This window comes from Pseudomonas sp. FW300-N2A2 (genome assembly GCF_017351735.1).
GTDB classification, from domain to species: domain Bacteria; phylum Pseudomonadota; class Gammaproteobacteria; order Pseudomonadales; family Pseudomonadaceae; genus Aquipseudomonas; species Aquipseudomonas migulae.
Window position 1 is genome coordinate 430,955 of sequence record NZ_JACNDU010000001.1, and the last position, 15,978, is coordinate 446,932.

General features: G+C 57.2%; 16 protein-coding genes. 8 read left to right on the plus strand and 8 right to left on the minus strand.

Features of this window, described 5'->3' with window-relative positions:
- Positions 1-111: 111 nt before the first annotated feature.
- On the plus strand, positions 112-993 hold the full coding sequence (rarD, locus tag J4E42_RS01730) for an EamA family transporter RarD (protein WP_207284407.1): 882 nt from the start codon (positions 112-114) through the stop codon (positions 991-993).
- 128 nt (positions 994-1,121) lie between these two features.
- Here the strand turns inward: rarD and hppD are convergent, their stop codons facing one another.
- Positions 1,122-2,198 (minus strand): 4-hydroxyphenylpyruvate dioxygenase, encoded by a 1,077-nt coding sequence (hppD, locus tag J4E42_RS01735; protein ID WP_207284408.1) that lies wholly within the window; start codon positions 2,196-2,198, stop codon positions 1,122-1,124.
- A gap of 252 nt (positions 2,199-2,450) precedes the next feature.
- Positions 2,451-3,395: a DMT family transporter gene (locus J4E42_RS01740; protein WP_207284409.1), complete on the minus strand. Its 945-nt coding sequence runs from the start codon at positions 3,393-3,395 to the stop codon at positions 2,451-2,453.
- A 78-nt stretch (positions 3,396-3,473) separates the two neighbouring features.
- Here J4E42_RS01740 and J4E42_RS01745 point away from each other — a divergent pair, with 78 nt between their 5' ends.
- The 3 genes from J4E42_RS01745 (at position 3,474) to J4E42_RS01755 (ending at position 6,596) form a co-directional block, all read left to right on the plus strand.
- The gene (locus J4E42_RS01745; RefSeq protein WP_207284410.1) at positions 3,474-4,346 is read left to right on the plus strand and encodes a LysR family transcriptional regulator; all 873 of its coding nucleotides are present in this window, start codon (positions 3,474-3,476) and stop codon (positions 4,344-4,346) included.
- 115 nt (positions 4,347-4,461) lie between these two features.
- Positions 4,462-5,997: an EAL domain-containing protein gene (locus J4E42_RS01750; protein ID WP_207284411.1), complete on the plus strand. Its 1,536-nt coding sequence runs from the start codon at positions 4,462-4,464 to the stop codon at positions 5,995-5,997.
- Between the two features lie 233 nt (positions 5,998-6,230).
- Complete coding sequence (locus tag J4E42_RS01755) at positions 6,231-6,596, plus strand: histone-like nucleoid-structuring protein, MvaT/MvaU family (RefSeq protein WP_008031084.1); 366 nt, start codon at positions 6,231-6,233, stop codon at positions 6,594-6,596.
- Between the two features lie 166 nt (positions 6,597-6,762).
- Here J4E42_RS01755 and J4E42_RS01760 read toward each other — a convergent pair whose 3' ends face one another.
- Positions 6,763-7,287, minus strand: a complete 525-nt coding sequence (locus tag J4E42_RS01760; protein ID WP_207284412.1) for a DUF4946 domain-containing protein — start codon at positions 7,285-7,287, stop codon at positions 6,763-6,765.
- Positions 7,288-7,432: 145 nt separating this feature from the next.
- On the opposite strand from J4E42_RS01760, the gene gloA reads away from it, so the two are divergent.
- A complete protein-coding gene (gloA, locus tag J4E42_RS01765; protein WP_207284413.1) occupies positions 7,433-7,954 on the plus strand; it encodes a lactoylglutathione lyase in 522 nt (173 codons plus the stop codon).
- A gap of 175 nt (positions 7,955-8,129) precedes the next feature.
- Here the strand turns inward: gloA and ahpF are convergent, their stop codons facing one another.
- The 3 genes from ahpF to J4E42_RS01780 all read right to left on the minus strand — a co-directional run bounded on the left by ahpF (position 8,130) and on the right by J4E42_RS01780 (position 11,461).
- On the minus strand, positions 8,130-9,695 hold the full coding sequence (gene ahpF, locus J4E42_RS01770) for an alkyl hydroperoxide reductase subunit F (RefSeq protein WP_207284414.1): 1,566 nt from the start codon (positions 9,693-9,695) through the stop codon (positions 8,130-8,132).
- Between the two features lie 125 nt (positions 9,696-9,820).
- On the minus strand, positions 9,821-10,384 hold the full coding sequence (ahpC, locus tag J4E42_RS01775; protein ID WP_007975937.1) for an alkyl hydroperoxide reductase subunit C: 564 nt from the start codon (positions 10,382-10,384) through the stop codon (positions 9,821-9,823).
- A 138-nt stretch (positions 10,385-10,522) separates the two neighbouring features.
- A complete protein-coding gene (locus J4E42_RS01780; protein ID WP_192416223.1) occupies positions 10,523-11,461 on the minus strand; it encodes a site-specific integrase in 939 nt (312 codons plus the stop codon).
- A gap of 280 nt (positions 11,462-11,741) precedes the next feature.
- Here J4E42_RS01780 and J4E42_RS01785 point away from each other — a divergent pair, with 280 nt between their 5' ends.
- Positions 11,742-12,752 (plus strand): DNA-binding protein, encoded by a 1,011-nt coding sequence (locus J4E42_RS01785; RefSeq protein ID WP_207284415.1) that lies wholly within the window; start codon positions 11,742-11,744, stop codon positions 12,750-12,752.
- On the opposite strand, the gene gorA is transcribed toward J4E42_RS01785, so the two are convergent.
- Complete coding sequence (gene gorA, locus J4E42_RS01790; protein WP_207284416.1) at positions 12,749-14,107, minus strand: glutathione-disulfide reductase; 1,359 nt, start codon at positions 14,105-14,107, stop codon at positions 12,749-12,751. The two genes, J4E42_RS01785 and gorA, sit on opposite strands and share 4 nt — an antisense overlap.
- A gap of 131 nt (positions 14,108-14,238) precedes the next feature.
- Complete coding sequence (gene galU / locus J4E42_RS01795; RefSeq protein ID WP_008036893.1) at positions 14,239-15,078, minus strand: UTP--glucose-1-phosphate uridylyltransferase GalU; 840 nt, start codon at positions 15,076-15,078, stop codon at positions 14,239-14,241.
- Between the two features lie 279 nt (positions 15,079-15,357).
- On the opposite strand from galU, the gene J4E42_RS01800 reads away from it, so the two are divergent.
- The gene (locus tag J4E42_RS01800; RefSeq protein WP_207284417.1) at positions 15,358-15,546 is read left to right on the plus strand and encodes a hypothetical protein; all 189 of its coding nucleotides are present in this window, start codon (positions 15,358-15,360) and stop codon (positions 15,544-15,546) included.
- Positions 15,547-15,687: 141 nt separating this feature from the next.
- Positions 15,688-15,969, plus strand: a complete 282-nt coding sequence (locus J4E42_RS01805) for a hypothetical protein (RefSeq protein ID WP_008036896.1) — start codon at positions 15,688-15,690, stop codon at positions 15,967-15,969.
- The last annotated feature ends 9 nt before the right edge of the window (positions 15,970-15,978 follow it).

Below are 15,978 nucleotides of genomic sequence, written 5' to 3' on the forward strand. Positions count from 1 at the left end.
CGCTCCCACAGGGTATTGCCGTGTTGTAAATATTGATCATCCGAACAATATTCAGCACAAAAACCACGTATCCTCCGCACCCCGTTTCACGTTCAACTTCGCGAGGACAGTTTGTCTAAAGGTATCGCTCTATCGGTTTCGGCCTCTGTGCTGTTTGCCGTCATGTATTACTACACCTCACTGCTCAACCCGTTGAGCGGTGTGGAAATTTTTGGCTGGCGCATGCTGCTGACAGTGCCGTGCATGACCGTGTTCATGGTGGTGTCCCGCGAATGGAAGCGTGTGGTCGAGCTCGTTCGCCGAGCCATCGCCCAGCCAAAACTGATTGCCGCCCTGATCGCCTCTTCGGCCCTGCTGGGCGTGCAACTCTGGCTGTTCATGTGGGCGCCGCTCAACGGCTACAGCCTTGATGTGTCGCTGGGCTATTTCCTGTTGCCACTGACCATGGTCCTGACCGGACGGCTCGCCTACGGTGAGCGCCTCTCCTATCTACAGAAAATTGCCGTGTTTTTTGCCTGCCTCGGTGTGATCAATGAGGTGTATCAGGTCGGTGGTTTTTCCTGGGCGACGTTGCTGGTATGCATCGGCTATCCAACGTATTTCATCCTGCGCAAGCGACTGGCGACGGACAACCTCGGCGGCTTGTGGCTGGACATGGCGTTGACGCTGCCGGTGGCCTTCTGGTTCGTACAGACCGGCGAGCAAGGTTTCAATGTGTTTGATCAGCATCCGTGGCTGTCACTGTTGATCCCGCTTCTCGGCGTGATCAGTGCGTCGGCGCTGGTGATCTACATCATCGCCAGCCGGCTGTTGCCCTTCAGCCTGTTCGGGCTGTTGAGCTACGTCGAGCCGGTGCTGTTGCTTGGCGTTGCGTTGTTGCTCGGGGAAAGCATCAAGACCGGGGAATGGCTGACCTACATTCCGATCTGGATGGCGGTGCTGGTGCTGATGTTCGAAGGGTTCAAGCACATGATGCGACAACGCCGCCCTTAAGGCCTGTGCAAAAACAAATGTGGGAGCGAGCCTGCTCGCGATAGCGTCGTCAAACTCAACATTGATGTTGGCTGACAGACCGCTATCGCGAGCAGGCTCACTCCCACAGTTTTTATCGGTGGATCAACTTAGTCGGTGGAGAGCACGCCACGACGAACCTGGTCACGTTCGATCGATTCGAACAGTGCCTTGAAGTTGCCCTCACCGAACCCGTCGTCGCCTTTACGCTGGATGAATTCGAAGAACACCGGGCCCATCAGGGTTTCCGAGAAGATCTGCAACAACAGACGCTTGTCGCCTGACTCGGACGAACCGTCCAGCAGGATGCCTCGCGCTTGCAGTTGATCAACCGGTTCGCCGTGGTTCGGCAAGCGGCCTTCAAGCATTTCGTAATAGGTTTCCGGTGGCGCCGTCATGAAGCGCATGCCGATGCTTTTCAGGTGATCCCAGGTCTTGATCAGATCATCGCTGAGGAACGCCACGTGCTGGATGCCCTCGCCGTTGAACTGCATCAGGAACTCTTCGATCTGCCCGGCGCCCTTGGAGGACTCTTCGTTCAACGGAATGCGGATCATACCGTCCGGCGCGGTCATCGCCTTGGAGGTCAGGCCGGTGTATTCGCCCTTGATGTCGAAGTAGCGGATTTCACGGAAGTTGAACAGCTTCTCGTAGAAGTTCGCCCAGTACGCCATGCGGCCGCGATACACGTTGTGAGTCAGGTGGTCGATGATCTTCAGGCCGGAACCGACCGGGTTGCGGTCAACGCCTTCGATGAACACGAAATCGATGTCGTAGATCGAGCTGCCTTCACCGAAACGGTCGATCAGGTACAGCGGCGCGCCGCCGATGCCTTTGATCGCCGGCAGGTGCAGTTCCATCGGGCCGGTTTCGATGTGGATCGGCTGAGCGCCGAGTTCCAGTGCACGCTTGTAGGCCTTTTGCGAATCCTTGACGCGGAACGCCATGCCGCACACCGACGGGCCGTGCTCGGCCGCGAAGTAGGAAGCGACGCTGTGAGGTTCGTTGTTGAGGATCAGGTTGATCGCGCCCTGGCGATACAGGTGCACGTCTTTGGAACGGTGGGTCGCGACTTTGGTGAAGCCCATGATCTTGAAGATCGGCTCCAGCGTGTTCGGGGTTGGCGATGCGAATTCAATGAATTCAAAGCCCATCAGGCCCATCGGGTTTTCGTATAAATCTGCCATGGTCGGCGCCTCATCATTTTCTGGTCAATTAACGAATCGTTAGTTGCTGGCAATGCTGAGACCGGCGGGTGGCGCGCAGGAGATGCCCCGCACGCTGCGCGCGAGGAAGTCACCGTAGATCAATTGAAACCCAAAACTCTTCATTGTCGACCCAAGGCTATTACGGGCGAGGCTTCTGCTGCCAGAAGCTATTTATTCTTATATGCGTAACCGGATTCTACACAGCGTAAATAGATTTGTCCGCCTTCTGTATCAAATCCCCTTTTTCCCTGCTCGCGCAAGGGGTTTGTTGCAGAGGAAAATCCCCGCCAGAATCAGCCCGCCGCCCAGACACATCGTCAGGGTCAATTGCTCGCCGAGCAGCAACGCACCCAGGATGACAGCGGTCAGCGGATTCAAGGCGATGAACACCCCGGAACGGGTCGCACCGATTTTGCGCAGGCCGTCGTAATAGCCAATATACGCCAGCGCCGAGCCCAACACGCCCAGATACATCAGGCTCAACCATTGCGCCGGGTCAAGGCTGACCAGTGCCACGACACTCACCTCGCCCCTGACGGCACTGGCCACCCAGAGCATCACCGTGCCCAGCAAAATCGAATACGTCACCGTTTGCACCGGCCCCAGGGTTTGATTCAGATCCTTGGAGAACAGTGAGTAAATGCCCCAACCGAGCACGCAGCCGAAAATCAACAGATCGCCGAACCAGGCATCCGCCTGACCGGTCAGTAACTGCGGATGACGACTGACAATCACCAGGCTTGCCCCGGCAATGCAGATCGCGATGCCGATGACTTTCGCTCGACTCAAACGCTCCTTGAACAGCAGCCACGAGGCCAGTCCGATCACGGCCGGATTCAGCGCCACGATCAATGACGCCCGCGAAGCATTGATGTAGTGCAGGCCATAGAAGAAGCACAGGTTGTAGAAAAAAATCCCGAAAAAGCCCAACAACGCCAGTTGCAACCATTGCCGAGGACTCGGCCGGGCCAGTGGAATGCGCGCGAGCAGCAGAAACAGCAGCAGCGCCACGCTGGCCAGCAAAAAACGCAGGCTGGCAGCGAACAACGGGCTGAGGCTGTCCGCCAGAAACCGCCCCGCGACGAAAGTGCCGCCCCAAATCATGGTGACCGCCGCGAGTTTGAAATAAACCGCGACATCGGAAGGCTCCGACAGGCTTTGCTCATATGCAGTCATAAGTCTCCAGAACGACAGATCGATTCGATGACGTATCATTTCGCTAATATTCGATCATCGTAAAATGAGTAAAAGCTCATGACCCTCACTCAGCTGGAGATCTTCTCGCTCGTTGCCGAACTTCACGGCTTTACGGCGGCGGCCAATCGTCTGGGCATTTCTCAATCCGCTGTGTCTCACGCCCTCAAGTCGTTGGAACAGGAACTGGGCGTCGAGCTGCTGCGGCGGCATCAGTCTCAGGTCGAACTCAGTGACATCGGCCAACAGCTGCTATTACGCGCCCGGGCAATGCTCGGGCTGGCCAACACCTTGCGCCAGGAAGCGGCGGATGCCCGCGGCATGAAACGCGGCACATTGCGCATCGGCTCGTTCGGCCCGACCTCATCGATCAAGTTGCTGCCGACGATTCTGCAGCACTACCGCGCCGCTCACCCCGGCATCGAGGTGCACATTGATGAAGGCCCCGACCGCCAGGTGATCCAGTGGCTGGAAGAGCGACGCATCGACATCGGCTTCGTGGTGTTGCCCGAAGAGCGCTTCGACACCTTTGCGTTGTTCGAGGACCAGATGGTCGCGTTGCTGCCCGCCCATCATCCGCTGGCGGCTCGCACCAGCCTGACCTTGGGCGATTTGTGTCACGACCCGTTCGTGCTGACCGAGGCCGGCTCTTCGGAGCTGGTGTCCCGTTTGTTCAGTGCCGCGCGGTTGACGCCGAACATCCGTTATCGCTGCTCGCAGCTGCTCAGCACGCTGGATACCGTTGGCCGGGGCGATGCCTTGACCGTGGTCGCCGAAGGCTCGCTGCCCACGCATCACGACGACCGCTACCTGAAAAAACCGCTATCGCCAGCGATCGCACGCCAGGTCGGCCTGGCCGTGCTCGACCAACGCCAGAGTTCACCGGCGGCACTGGCCTTTATCAAACTGGCCACAAGCCTGGCCTACCGTTGAGCGGCATAAGCCACAAAGGCCAACTATCATGGCCTCTGACCGAACTCTTTTGGGGAGGCGTGCCGTTGTCCTGCCTGCATTTGAGAGCCCTATTTCATCGCTACAGGTTTCGCAAATGCCACTGACTGTAAAAACCCGCCGCCAACGTGGCAGACGGATTATTGTCACCGTATTGAGTGGTTTGCTCCCGATGTTGCTCGGGTTCGCCATTCTTTACCTGCAAGCTGAGCGCGCGCTTGAGCAAAGCACCCGACTGACCGCCGAAGAAGCCATCCGCCAATTCGAACTGATGCTCGACAACACCGCGCAGGCCGCACACGAATTGCTGCCGCTGGCCGGGAAAAGTTGTATTGACGTCAATCTGGCCTTACGCGAGCAAGTCACCCGCCGCCCGTTTGTGCGCTCGACCAATCTGGTGTGGGACGACACCAATTATTGCAGTTCTTTGTTCGGCGACTTTCGCGAAAAAATCGAGGTGGGCGACTACAGCAACGGCACATTGCAACTGATGAAAGGCAATCTGGTCACGCCCGATTCCGCGGTGTTGGTGTACCGCATCGGCGAAGGAAAAAAAGGCGCGCTGAGCACACTCGACGGTTATCACTTGAGCAACGTACTGCGCATGATCGGCCGCTCGACAATACTGATGCTGCAAGTCGGCCCCCATTGGCTGACCGCCGATGGCCAGTTCCATCAAGACCCCCTCCCCACTTTGCCCGTGGCGCAAACCAGACTCGGCTCCTCGCGCTACGCGTTCTCTGTAACAGCCGGATTTCCCGAAGGCGAAACGTGGCGCTACATGAGTAGCGAATATCCGCCGCTGTTCAGCTTGCTGATCTTCTTCGGCGTGGTGTCAGGTTCCATCGGGCACATTCTGCAGAAGCGCTCTTCATCGCCGAGTCATGAGCTACAGCGTGCGCTGGAAGCGGCGGAGTTCATTCCTTACTTTCAGCCGGTGGTTCATGGCGACAGCAAGAAATGGTCAGGCACCGAGGTGCTGATGCGCTGGAAGCACCCGAAGGAAGGGCTGGTTCGTCCCGATCTGTTTATTCCGTTCGCCGAGCACTCCGGGCTTATCGTGCCCATGACCCGTTCTTTAATGCAGCAAACCGCCGCATTGCTGGCGCCCTTGTCGACCTCATTCGAAAGCCCGTTTCACGTGGGCATCAACATCACTGCCAGCCACTGCAAGAACCTGGAACTGGTCGAAGATTGCCGGACATTTCTGGGCAACTTTGCGCCGGGCTCCATTCACCTGGTACTGGAGCTGACCGAGCGCGAACTGATCGAGCCCACCGCCATCACGCTGCAGTTGTTCGAGCAACTTCATGCGCTGGGCGTGATGATCGCCATCGATGACTTCGGCACCGGTCATTCAAGCCTGGGTTATCTGCGCCAGTTCAATGTCGACTTCCTGAAAATCGACCAGAGCTTTGTCGCCCTGATCGGCGCCGACGCCCTCTCCCGGCACATTCTGGACACCATCATCGAACTCTCCGCCAAGCTCGATCTGGGCATCGTCGCCGAAGGCGTGGAAACCGAAGAGCAAAGTGACTACCTCACCGCCCATGGCGTGAACTTTCTGCAAGGATATCTGTTCGGCAGGCCGATGCCCGGTGAAGACTTCATTAAGGCATTAAGTCACCATTAACTAATGGCATTAAGCGACGAGACAACGGCGATGCGCACCAAATTGAATCAAAAGACTACTCTCGTTACATGAAGAAAAAGTCAGGATTTACTCTTTGCTCATTAACTACTACAATTTTTCATGCCTGCTATAAATTGGCAGGTGAGCCACTATCACCGAGTCGCTACAAGGCTCTTGGCTTATAGCTTTGTTTGCGGTTGGTATCAGCCAAACACACTATTGGAGTAAAGATATTGTCCAGACTCGCTGAATTTCGTGCAGCTGAAAAGGCCCTTCAAGAGCAGCTCAAGCAGCTGGAATCCCTGAAGAATGATGCCGGGCTCAAGAAAGAAATCGAATTCGAAGAAAAGCTCCAGGGGCTGATGAAAACCTACGGCAAGAGCTTGCGCGACATCATCGCCATTCTCGATCCGAACCCGGCAAAATCCGGTCTGCAGCAGGCCGCCGCGCCTAAAACCCGCCGCGCTCGCGTGGTCAAGGTTTATCAGAATCCGCACACCGGTGAACTGATTGAAACCAAGGGCGGCAACCACCGCGGCCTGAAAGCCTGGAAGGAACAATACGGTGCTTCCACCGTTGATTCCTGGCTTCGCGGCTAAGCACTCGCGGTGACAAAAAAAGCCCTGCATCAAGCAGGGCTTTTTTATGGATAGCTGTTAAATGCAACGATTGGAATCGATCAATTCGCTACTTGTCGACTAACTTTGTGCTTAATCCTTTTGGGTATCTAAACATTGCGAAATGCACGACCGTGCAAACCGTTATCTAAAGTTTCAAGCTGTTACGAGCAGCCTCTATTTCACCCAGGCTTGCCTTGTAAGCCTCTGCCTGCCCTGCGTACGAAAGAACATAAGCCTTATCGGCATCCACCGCCGCGACCAATGTTTGCGAAAGCACGTGGCGTCCGTTCTGCGTAATGGTGCAGGTAGTTTCCAGTGCCTCCAGGCGGCTCAACGTTGCCGGATGGATTTTGTTGCACACGCTTTGATAACCGCCCTGAAAGAAGTCCTTCTGCACGGACTTGCGCATTTCCAGCAGCACACCTTGCAGATTGACCTGATGACCGCTTTCCACTGTCGTCATGGTCAACTCCATGACCATCAACGGCGCACCGCCTTGATCGTTTTTCACCGCGCGCTGCCGGGACACTTGAGGCGTGGCCTGATCCGGCGGGGTCGCTTCGACTTCCCAGCCATCTGGCCAGGTCACGATCGGCGCATCCGCATGAGCACAGGTAGCGCCTGACAACAGGAAAATCAGAACGAACAGCGATTTACAGGATCGGGTCATTGCAATGAATACTCACGGATTGAGCGATAAAGTCTGAGCCTCGTCCGCCTGTCAGGCAATAGCGGGTGGTTTGGGTTTGGTGATGCCTGCGCCCTTGCGTATCATTGACGCCATTCGTTTGCCCCACTTATTTTCCGGAGGGCCCATGAGCCTGCACGAATTGAACACCTTCCCAGGCGTCACCGCCCAACCTGACACCGCAACGCAGAATTTCGTGTTCAACCACACAATGCTGCGGGTCAAGGACATCACCAAGTCCCTGGATTTTTACACGCGAGTCCTCGGTTTCTCGCTGGTGGAAAAGCGCGACTTCCCGGAAGCCGAGTTCAGCCTGTATTTCCTGGCACTGGTCGACAAGAGCCAGATCCCGGCCGATGCCGCCGCGCGCACCCAATGGATGAAATCGATCCCTGGCATCCTTGAGCTGACCCACAACCACGGCACCGAAAACGATGCGGATTTCGCCTACCATAACGGCAACACCGACCCGCGCGGTTTCGGCCACATTTGCATCTCGGTCCCGGACATCGTCGCTGCGTGCGAACGCTTCGAAGCGCTGGGCTGCGATTTCCAGAAGCGCCTGAACGACGGCCGCATGAAGAGCCTGGCATTCATCAAAGACCCGGATGCTTACTGGGTCGAGATCATCCAGCCAGCGCCGTTGTAATGTACGACACCGTCCCCCTGTGGGAGCGAGCCTGCTCGCGATGCGGACTCAACTTCAACACTTGAGTCGTCTGACACACCGCTATCGCGAGCAGGCTCGCTCCCACATTCTGGACTGTGCAAGACACAAAAAACCCCATGATCACTCATGGGGTTTTGTGTTTTCAGCGTCCGGTTTATGCCGGGGCCGATGTCCGGATCAAGTGATCGAATGCGCTCAGGGAAGCCTTGGCGCCCTCGCCTACTGCAATCACGATCTGCTTGTACGGCACGGTCGTCACGTCACCGGCAGCGAACACGCCCGGCATCGAGGTTTCACCACGGGCATCGACGATGATCTCGCCGCGAGGCGACAACTCGATGGTGCCTTTGAGCCAGTCAGTGTTAGGCAGCAGACCGATCTGCACGAAGATACCTTCAAGATTCACCGTGTTGAACTCACCCGAATCGCGATCCTTGTAGACCAGCCCGGTCACCTTCTGGCCGTCACCCTTCACTTCACTGGTCAGTGCGCTGGTGATGACATCGACGTTGGGCAGGCTGAACAACTTGCGTTGCAACACCGCATCGGCGCGCAGCTTGCTGTCGAATTCCAGCAGCGTGACGTGGCTGACAATACCGGCCAGATCGATCGCCGCTTCAACGCCGGAGTTACCGCCGCCGATCACCGCTACGCGCTTGCCTTTGAACAGCGGACCATCGCAGTGCGGGCAGAAGCACACGCCTTTGGCTTTGTATTCCTGCTCGCCCGGCACACCCATTTCACGCCAGCGGGCGCCGGTGGCGAGGATCAGTGCCTTGGTCTTGAGGGTCGCGCCACTTTCGAAGCGAACCTCGTGCAACTCGCCGGGATTCTTCGCCGGGATCAGCGCGGTGGCCCGTTGCAGGTTCATGATATCGACGTCGTATTGCTTGACGTGCTCTTCGAGCGCGCTCGCCAGTTTCGGCCCTTCGGTCTCCTGCACGGAGATGAAGTTCTCGATGGCCATGGTGTCCAGCACCTGCCCACCAAAACGCTCAGCCGCCACACCGGTGCGAATGCCTTTACGGGCGGCGTAGATCGCTGCCGAAGCACCAGCCGGACCACCGCCGACCACCAGCACATCAAAGGCTTCTTTGGCGCTGATTTTCTCGGCCTGACGCTCGGCGCCGCTGGTGTCGATCTTGGCGAGGATTTCTTCCAGGCCCATGCGGCCCTGGCCGAAAATCTCGCCGTTCAGGTAAATGCTTGGCACGGCCATGATCTTGCGATCATCGACTTCGGCCTGGAACAACGCGCCGTCGATAGCGACGTGACGGATGTTCGGGTTGAGCACGGCCATCAGGTTCAGCGCTTGAACGACGTCCGGGCAGTTCTGGCAGGACAGCGAGAAGTAAGTCTCGAAGCTGAACTGGCCTTTGAGCGAGCGGATCTGTTCGATCACTTCCGCACTGGCTTTCGAAGGGTGGCCACCGACTTGCAGCAGGGCCAGCACCAGCGAGGTAAATTCGTGGCCCATCGGGATGCCGGCGAAACGCAGGCTTATGTCGGCACCGGGGCGATTGATCGAGAACGATGGTTTACGCGTGTCGTCACCGTTGTCGAGCAAAGTAATTTGGCTGGAAAGACTGGTAACGTCTTTCAGCAGTTCGAGCATTTCCCGGGATTTCGCACCGTCGTCGAGGGATGCAACGATCTCGATCGGCTGGGTGACCCGTTCCAGGTACGATTTCAACTGGGCTTTAAGATTGGCGTCCAACATACGGGCGATTTCCTTTGTTTTCTTGAGGCGAAAAAAAGCCCGAGCGAATCTCGCCCGGGCTTTTCTATTGGGCGGTTGCAGCTTACTTAGGTGCGGAAACCCGCCCTGATGATGCTTTCACAGACTTAGATCTTGCCGACCAGGTCCAGAGACGGAGCCAGAGTGGCCTCGCCTTCTTTCCACTTGGCTGGGCAAACCTGGCCTGGGTGAGCAGCAACGTACTGGGCAGCCTTGATTTTGCGCAGCAGCTCGGAAGCGTCACGGCCAACGCCGCCATCGTTCAGTTCAACGATTTTGATCTGGCCTTCTGGGTTGATCACGAAGGTGCCACGGTCAGCCAGACCAGCTTCTTCGATCAGTACGTCGAAGTTGCGGGAGATAGCGTGGGTCGGGTCGCCGATCATGGTGTACTGGATTTTGCCGATGGCTGGCGAAGTGTTGTGCCAGGCAGCGTGGGCAAAATGGGTGTCAGTGGAAACGCTGTAGATCTCGACGCCCAGTTTCTGGAACGCGTCGTAGTTGTCAGCCAGGTCTTCCAGCTCGGTCGGGCAAACGAAGGTGAAGTCTGCGGGGTAGAAGAATACAACCGACCACTTGCCTTTCAGGTCAGCGTCCGAGACTTTTACGAAGTCGCCGTTTTTGAATGCGTCAGCTTTGAATGGTTTAACTTGGCTGTTGATGATAGGCATCGTTGACTCTCCGTCAGGGGTTAAGAAGTTGATGGAGTGAACTCTACCCACTCGACGGACGGATGGCTCATTGGCAAACCTCATGCTGCTGATTGGTTTTCGCTATTAGCAGACAGTATTAATAGAAGGAAAAGGTATCTAGGGCGCCAACGGCTTTTCCGAAATCCGCGTCATCCCCAGAAACGGACTGGCTTCTACGTAACGCATGGCCGATTTCATATCCTTCCAGCCGACGTAACTCATCAGCGATTTCAAATCCCAACCGCTTTGATGGGCCCACGTGGCAAAACCCCGTCGCAACGAATGGCTGGTGTAGTGCTCGGCCGCAATGCCGGCGCGCTCCAGCGCCTGGCGCAATAACGGGATGATGCTGTTGGCGTGCAAGCCCTCTTCGCTCAAATGGCCCCAGCGGTCGATGCCACGGAACACCGGCCCGCGCACCAATGCGGCCTCGGTCATCCAGTCGATGTATGCCTGCACCGGACACAACCGCTGCAACGCCGGGGTCTGGTAAGTCTTGCCAAGGTTTTCGCGGTCGCTCTTGCTGCGTGGCAGATACAGGGTGATGCCTGAACCGGCACTGGCCTGTACGTGCTCAATCTGTAGGCGGCATAACTCGTCGCTGCGGAAACCGCGCCAGAAGCCCAGCAAGATCAGCGCCCTATCGCGCCGGGCTCTTAACAGCGCCGGTCGATCGTCTTTTGATTTCGCGGTTTGTGCCTCCTGCTCAAGCCAGGCCACCACTTGCTCCAGATGCTGAAGCTGCAATGGCTCAGCCTGCTTCTCCTGCGCCGGGTGCAGCGCGCGAATGCCTTTGAAGACTTTACGCACCACGGGCGCCTTGGTCGGATCGGCAAACCCCTGGCTGTTGTGCCACTGCGCCAGCGCCGACAACCGCAGCTTTAACGTATTGATCGATAACTCACCCGCATACGCCACCAGATAGCGCGCAACGCTATCAGCCGTGGCCGGTAGAAATCCGCCCCAATCGACTTCGAAATGTTCGATGGCCGCCCGGTAGCTTCGGCGAGTGTTGTCGCGCGTGGCGGCTTGCAGGTAACGATCCAGATCGCTCATGGCGGTGACTCCTGTAGGAGCGAGCTTGCTCGCGATGGACGTAAACGATGACGCTAACTGCCTGAGTGATCGCGGTGCCTGGAGGTTTTTCGCGAGCAGGCTCGCTCCTACAGGAGGGTTGTGTACGGAAATGGAGCTTCGACCAATTCAGGATCGCTGTCACACGGGGTAATACCAGTATATCCCGTGTGAATACTTCATGTATTTAATGTTGTTTGGTGGCGTGGTACATTATGTACTTTAGTGGTACGTACCACAGTACGAAATCGTAGGAGAGTTCATGGCACGCGGTGGTGTTAACAAAGCAGTGGTGCAAGCGGCACGCTTGGCAATTCTGGCTCGCGGCGAAAACCCCAGCATCGATGCAGTACGGATCGAAATGGGCAATACCGGCTCGAAAACCACTATTCACCGGTACTTGAAGGAGCTGGATGACGGCGCCGAGCCGGTAGCGCCCTCCTCCGAACCCATCGATGACGAGCTGACAGGGCTGGTCTCGCGCCTTGCGCAACGGCTCAAAGAGCAGGCGCAGGAACCGATCGATCAGGCTCGCGCGCAGTTCGAACAGCAACGAAAAGACCTGGAAAGCCAGCTGACAGACGCCCGGGAAGCCAATAGCGAATTGCAGCAGCAGTACGAGATTCAAACCTTGGCGCTGACGCAGGAGTCCGACACCCTGCACAACACCCTGTCGATGCTGCAGACCGAGCAAACCCGCAACGCCGGAATGAACCAGGCGCTCGCCGATTTCGAGTTGCGCTTGCAGGACAAGGACGAGCAGATCCGCTCCCTTGAGGAAAAGCACCTGCACGCCCGTGACGCACTTGAGCACTACCGCAACGCCGTCAAAGAGCAGCGCGAGCAGGAACAAAGCCGCCACGAAGGCCAGGTGCAGCAGATTCAGATGGAGTTGCGCCAGGCCCAGCAAAGCGCCCTGGTGCGTCAGGATGAAATCACCCAGCTGCATCGCGACAACGAACGCCTGCTGACTGAAAACCGCGGCACATTGCGCGAGCTGAGCCTGTTACAGGAACAACTCAAGCACACCCATACCCGCCAGGATCAACTGCTGGAACAGGTCAACCGGATCGACAGCGAACGCACCCTCCTCCAGGAACGCCTGCGCGCAGCACTGCTGGAGAGCCAGTCGCTGAAGCAGAACGTCGAGGAGCAGTCGCAGATGAATAAAGCGCTGGAAATTGAACTACTGAAGACTCAGGCGAGCCTCGATGAAAGCGTGCGCCTGGCAGCGGTCATTGAGACAGCGCCAGACGCAGCCAAGGCCGATTAACCCGTGACCGGTGTACGCATGGTGACGAACTCTTCGGCGGCCGTCGGGTGCACGCCGATGGTTTCGTCGAAGTCGCGCTTGGTAGCGCCCGCCTTCAAGGCAATCGCCAGACCTTGCACGATCTCGCCGGCATCCGGTCCGACCATGTGGCAACCCAACACCTTGTCGGTTTTGCCGTCCACCACGAGCTTCATCAGCGTGCGCTCCTGACATTCGGTCAGAGTCAGCTTCATCGGGCGGAAACGGCTTTCGAAGATCACCACGTCATGGCCGGCCTCGCGAGCCTCTTCTTCCGTGAGGCCGACCGTGCCGATGTTCGGCAAGCTGAACACGGCCGTCGGGATCATCTTGTAATCCACCGGGCGATACTGCTCAGGCTTGAACAAGCGACGCGCAATGGCCATGCCTTCAGCCAGCGCAACCGGCGTGAGCTGAACCCGGCCGATCACATCGCCCAGCGCGAGGATCGACGGTTCGGCGGTCTGGTATTGCTCATCGACCTCGACGAAGCCTTTCTTGTCGAGTTTGACCCCGGTGTTTTCCAGCCCCAGGTTATCCAGCATCGGACGCCGGCCGGTGGCGTAGAACACGCAATCCGCCTCCAGTTCGCGACCGTCCTTGAGCGTAGCCTTCAAGCTACCGTCAGCGAGCTTTTCAATGCGCTCGATGTCGGCATTGAATTGCAGGTTCATGCCACGCTTAGTCAGCTCTTCCTGCAAGTGCTTGCGCACCGCGCCGTCGAAACCGCGCAGGAACATGTCACCGCGATACAGCAACGTGGTTTCGGCGCCCAGGCCGTGGAAAATACCGGCGAATTCAACGGCAATGTAACCGCCACCCACAACCAGAACGCGCTTAGGCAGCTCTTTGAGGAAGAATGCCTGGTTGGAGCTGATCGCATGTTCATGCCCCGGAATCTCCGGAATCTGCGGCCAACCGCCCGTGGCGATCAGGATGTTCTTTGCAGTGAAGCGCTCGCCATTAATCTCGACCGTATTAGGATCGACGATCTTCGCGTGGCCTTCATGCAAGGTCACACCGCTGTTGACCAGCAGGTTGCGATAGATACCGTTCAGGCGATTGATCTCGCGATCCTTGTTGGCAATCAGCGTTGCCCAATCAAACTGTGCTTCGCCCGGCGTCCAGCCAAAGCCCGAAGACTGCTCGAAGTCTTCGGCGAAGTGCGCACCGTAGACCAGCAACTTCTTCGGCACGCAGCCGACGTTCACGCACGTACCGCCCAGATAGCGACTCTCGGCCACGGCCACTTTCGCGCCAAACCCGGCCGCGAATCGCGCAGCCCGCACACCGCCGGAACCGGCACCAATCACATAAAGGTCAAAATCGTAGGCCATTTTCAATCTCCTCGGCAGGCAAACAGCATACCCGCAGACGTCCGTTGGGCAAGCGCTGCAAACGATATGGGGCCGGAAAATGAAAAAGCCACCCGAAGGTGGCTTTTAAGAAACAAGCAGGTCAAACGCTATCAGTAAGCCTTGCCAGTCTTGTAGAAGTTCTCGAAGCAGAAGTTGGTTGCTTCGATGTAGCCTTCAGCGCCACCGCAGTCGAAACGCTTGCCTTTGAATTTGTAGGCAATGACGCAACCGTTTTGCGCCTGCTTCATCAGGGCGTCGGTGATCTGGATCTCGCCGCCCTTGCCTGGCTCGGTTTGCTTGATCAGGTCGAAGATGTCCGGGGTCAGGATATAACGACCGATGATCGCCAGGTTCGACGGTGCGTCTTCAGGGGCTGGTTTCTCGACCATGTTGCGAACGCGGTAGAGGTCATCACCGATCAGGTCACCGGCAATTACGCCGTACTTGTTGGTTTCCTGCGGATCGACTTCCTGGATCGCAATGATCGAGCAGCGGTACTGTTTGTACAGCTTGACCATCTGCGTCAGTACGCCGTCACCGTCGAGGTTGACGCACAAGTCATCCGCCAACACCACGGCGAAAGGTTCGTCGCCGATCAGCGGACGACCGGTCAGGATGGCATGACCCAGGCCTTTCATTTCGGTCTGGCGAGTGTAGGAGAAAGAGCACTCGTCGAGCAGCTTGCGGATACCGACCAGGTATTTCTCTTTGTCGGTGCCCTTGATCTGGTTTTCCAGCTCGTAGCTGATGTCGAAGTGGTCTTCCAGGGCGCGCTTGCCACGACCGGTAACGATGGAGATTTCGGTCAAACCGGCATCCAGAGCTTCTTCGACGCCGTACTGGATCAGTGGCTTGTTTACCACCGGCAGCATTTCTTTGGGCATGGCTTTAGTCGCTGGCAGGAAGCGAGTACCGTAACCGGCTGCTGGGAACAAGCATTTCTTGATCATAAAAGTCCTTGAAAGGGCTGTGTGTACGAGTTTCGGCGCAGTCTAATCAGGCGGCGTGCACCTTACAATGCCCCGCACTGGCTAACCGATGCCAACATAGAGAAATATTCTTGCGGATAGTTCCGCAGAACGTCGCGATGCCTCTTATAGATAGCAGATTTTCGGGGCTGCACAGGTGACAACCGAGCATGCAATCGCACCCACCCTACACCCATCAACACCGGTTGCGTGCGTTTGGCGTTATCATTGCGCAATTGAACCAGCCAACGAGGCAGATAGATGTCGGTAGCAAAAAGTGTCAACGGGTTCCTGATCAATCAGGCGAAAGACAGCCAGTGGTGGGTAGCCAGCGTCAGCGGCGAGAATATCGCCGGGCCATTCCCGACTGAAGCGTTGGCGATTGAAGTGGCGTCTGTATTGGAACTCGAACACCCGGAGCCCAAGCGTCGCGGCAAGGACAAGTCCTGATCCGGAGCCGATTTGCATGACCAAGCCCTGCCTCGCGCAGGGCTTTTTTGTGATTGGATGAAACGAAGTGGCCTTTCGCTATAACCTTTTGATTCCGGCGCTGTCACAGGCTTAGCCCATCACCCTGACGACGACCACGACATGAATAGATTTTTGCCTTTGATTGCGATATTGGCCCTGAGCGGCTGTGCCACCTCTGAAAAGACTTACCTGGGCAATGGCGAAACAGGCCTGTCCATCGACTGCTCCGGCGAAGCCAATTCCTGGGCCTCCTGCTATGAAAAAGCCGATGCCTCCTGCGCCGGCACCGGCTATCGAATCGTCGGCACTGACGGAACCCCGTCGACCAAGGAAAGCGACAAAACCCTCGGCGTCGACGTAGGCAACTATAAAAACCGCAGCGTCGTGGTGGTCTGCAAGTAAGGCGCCCTG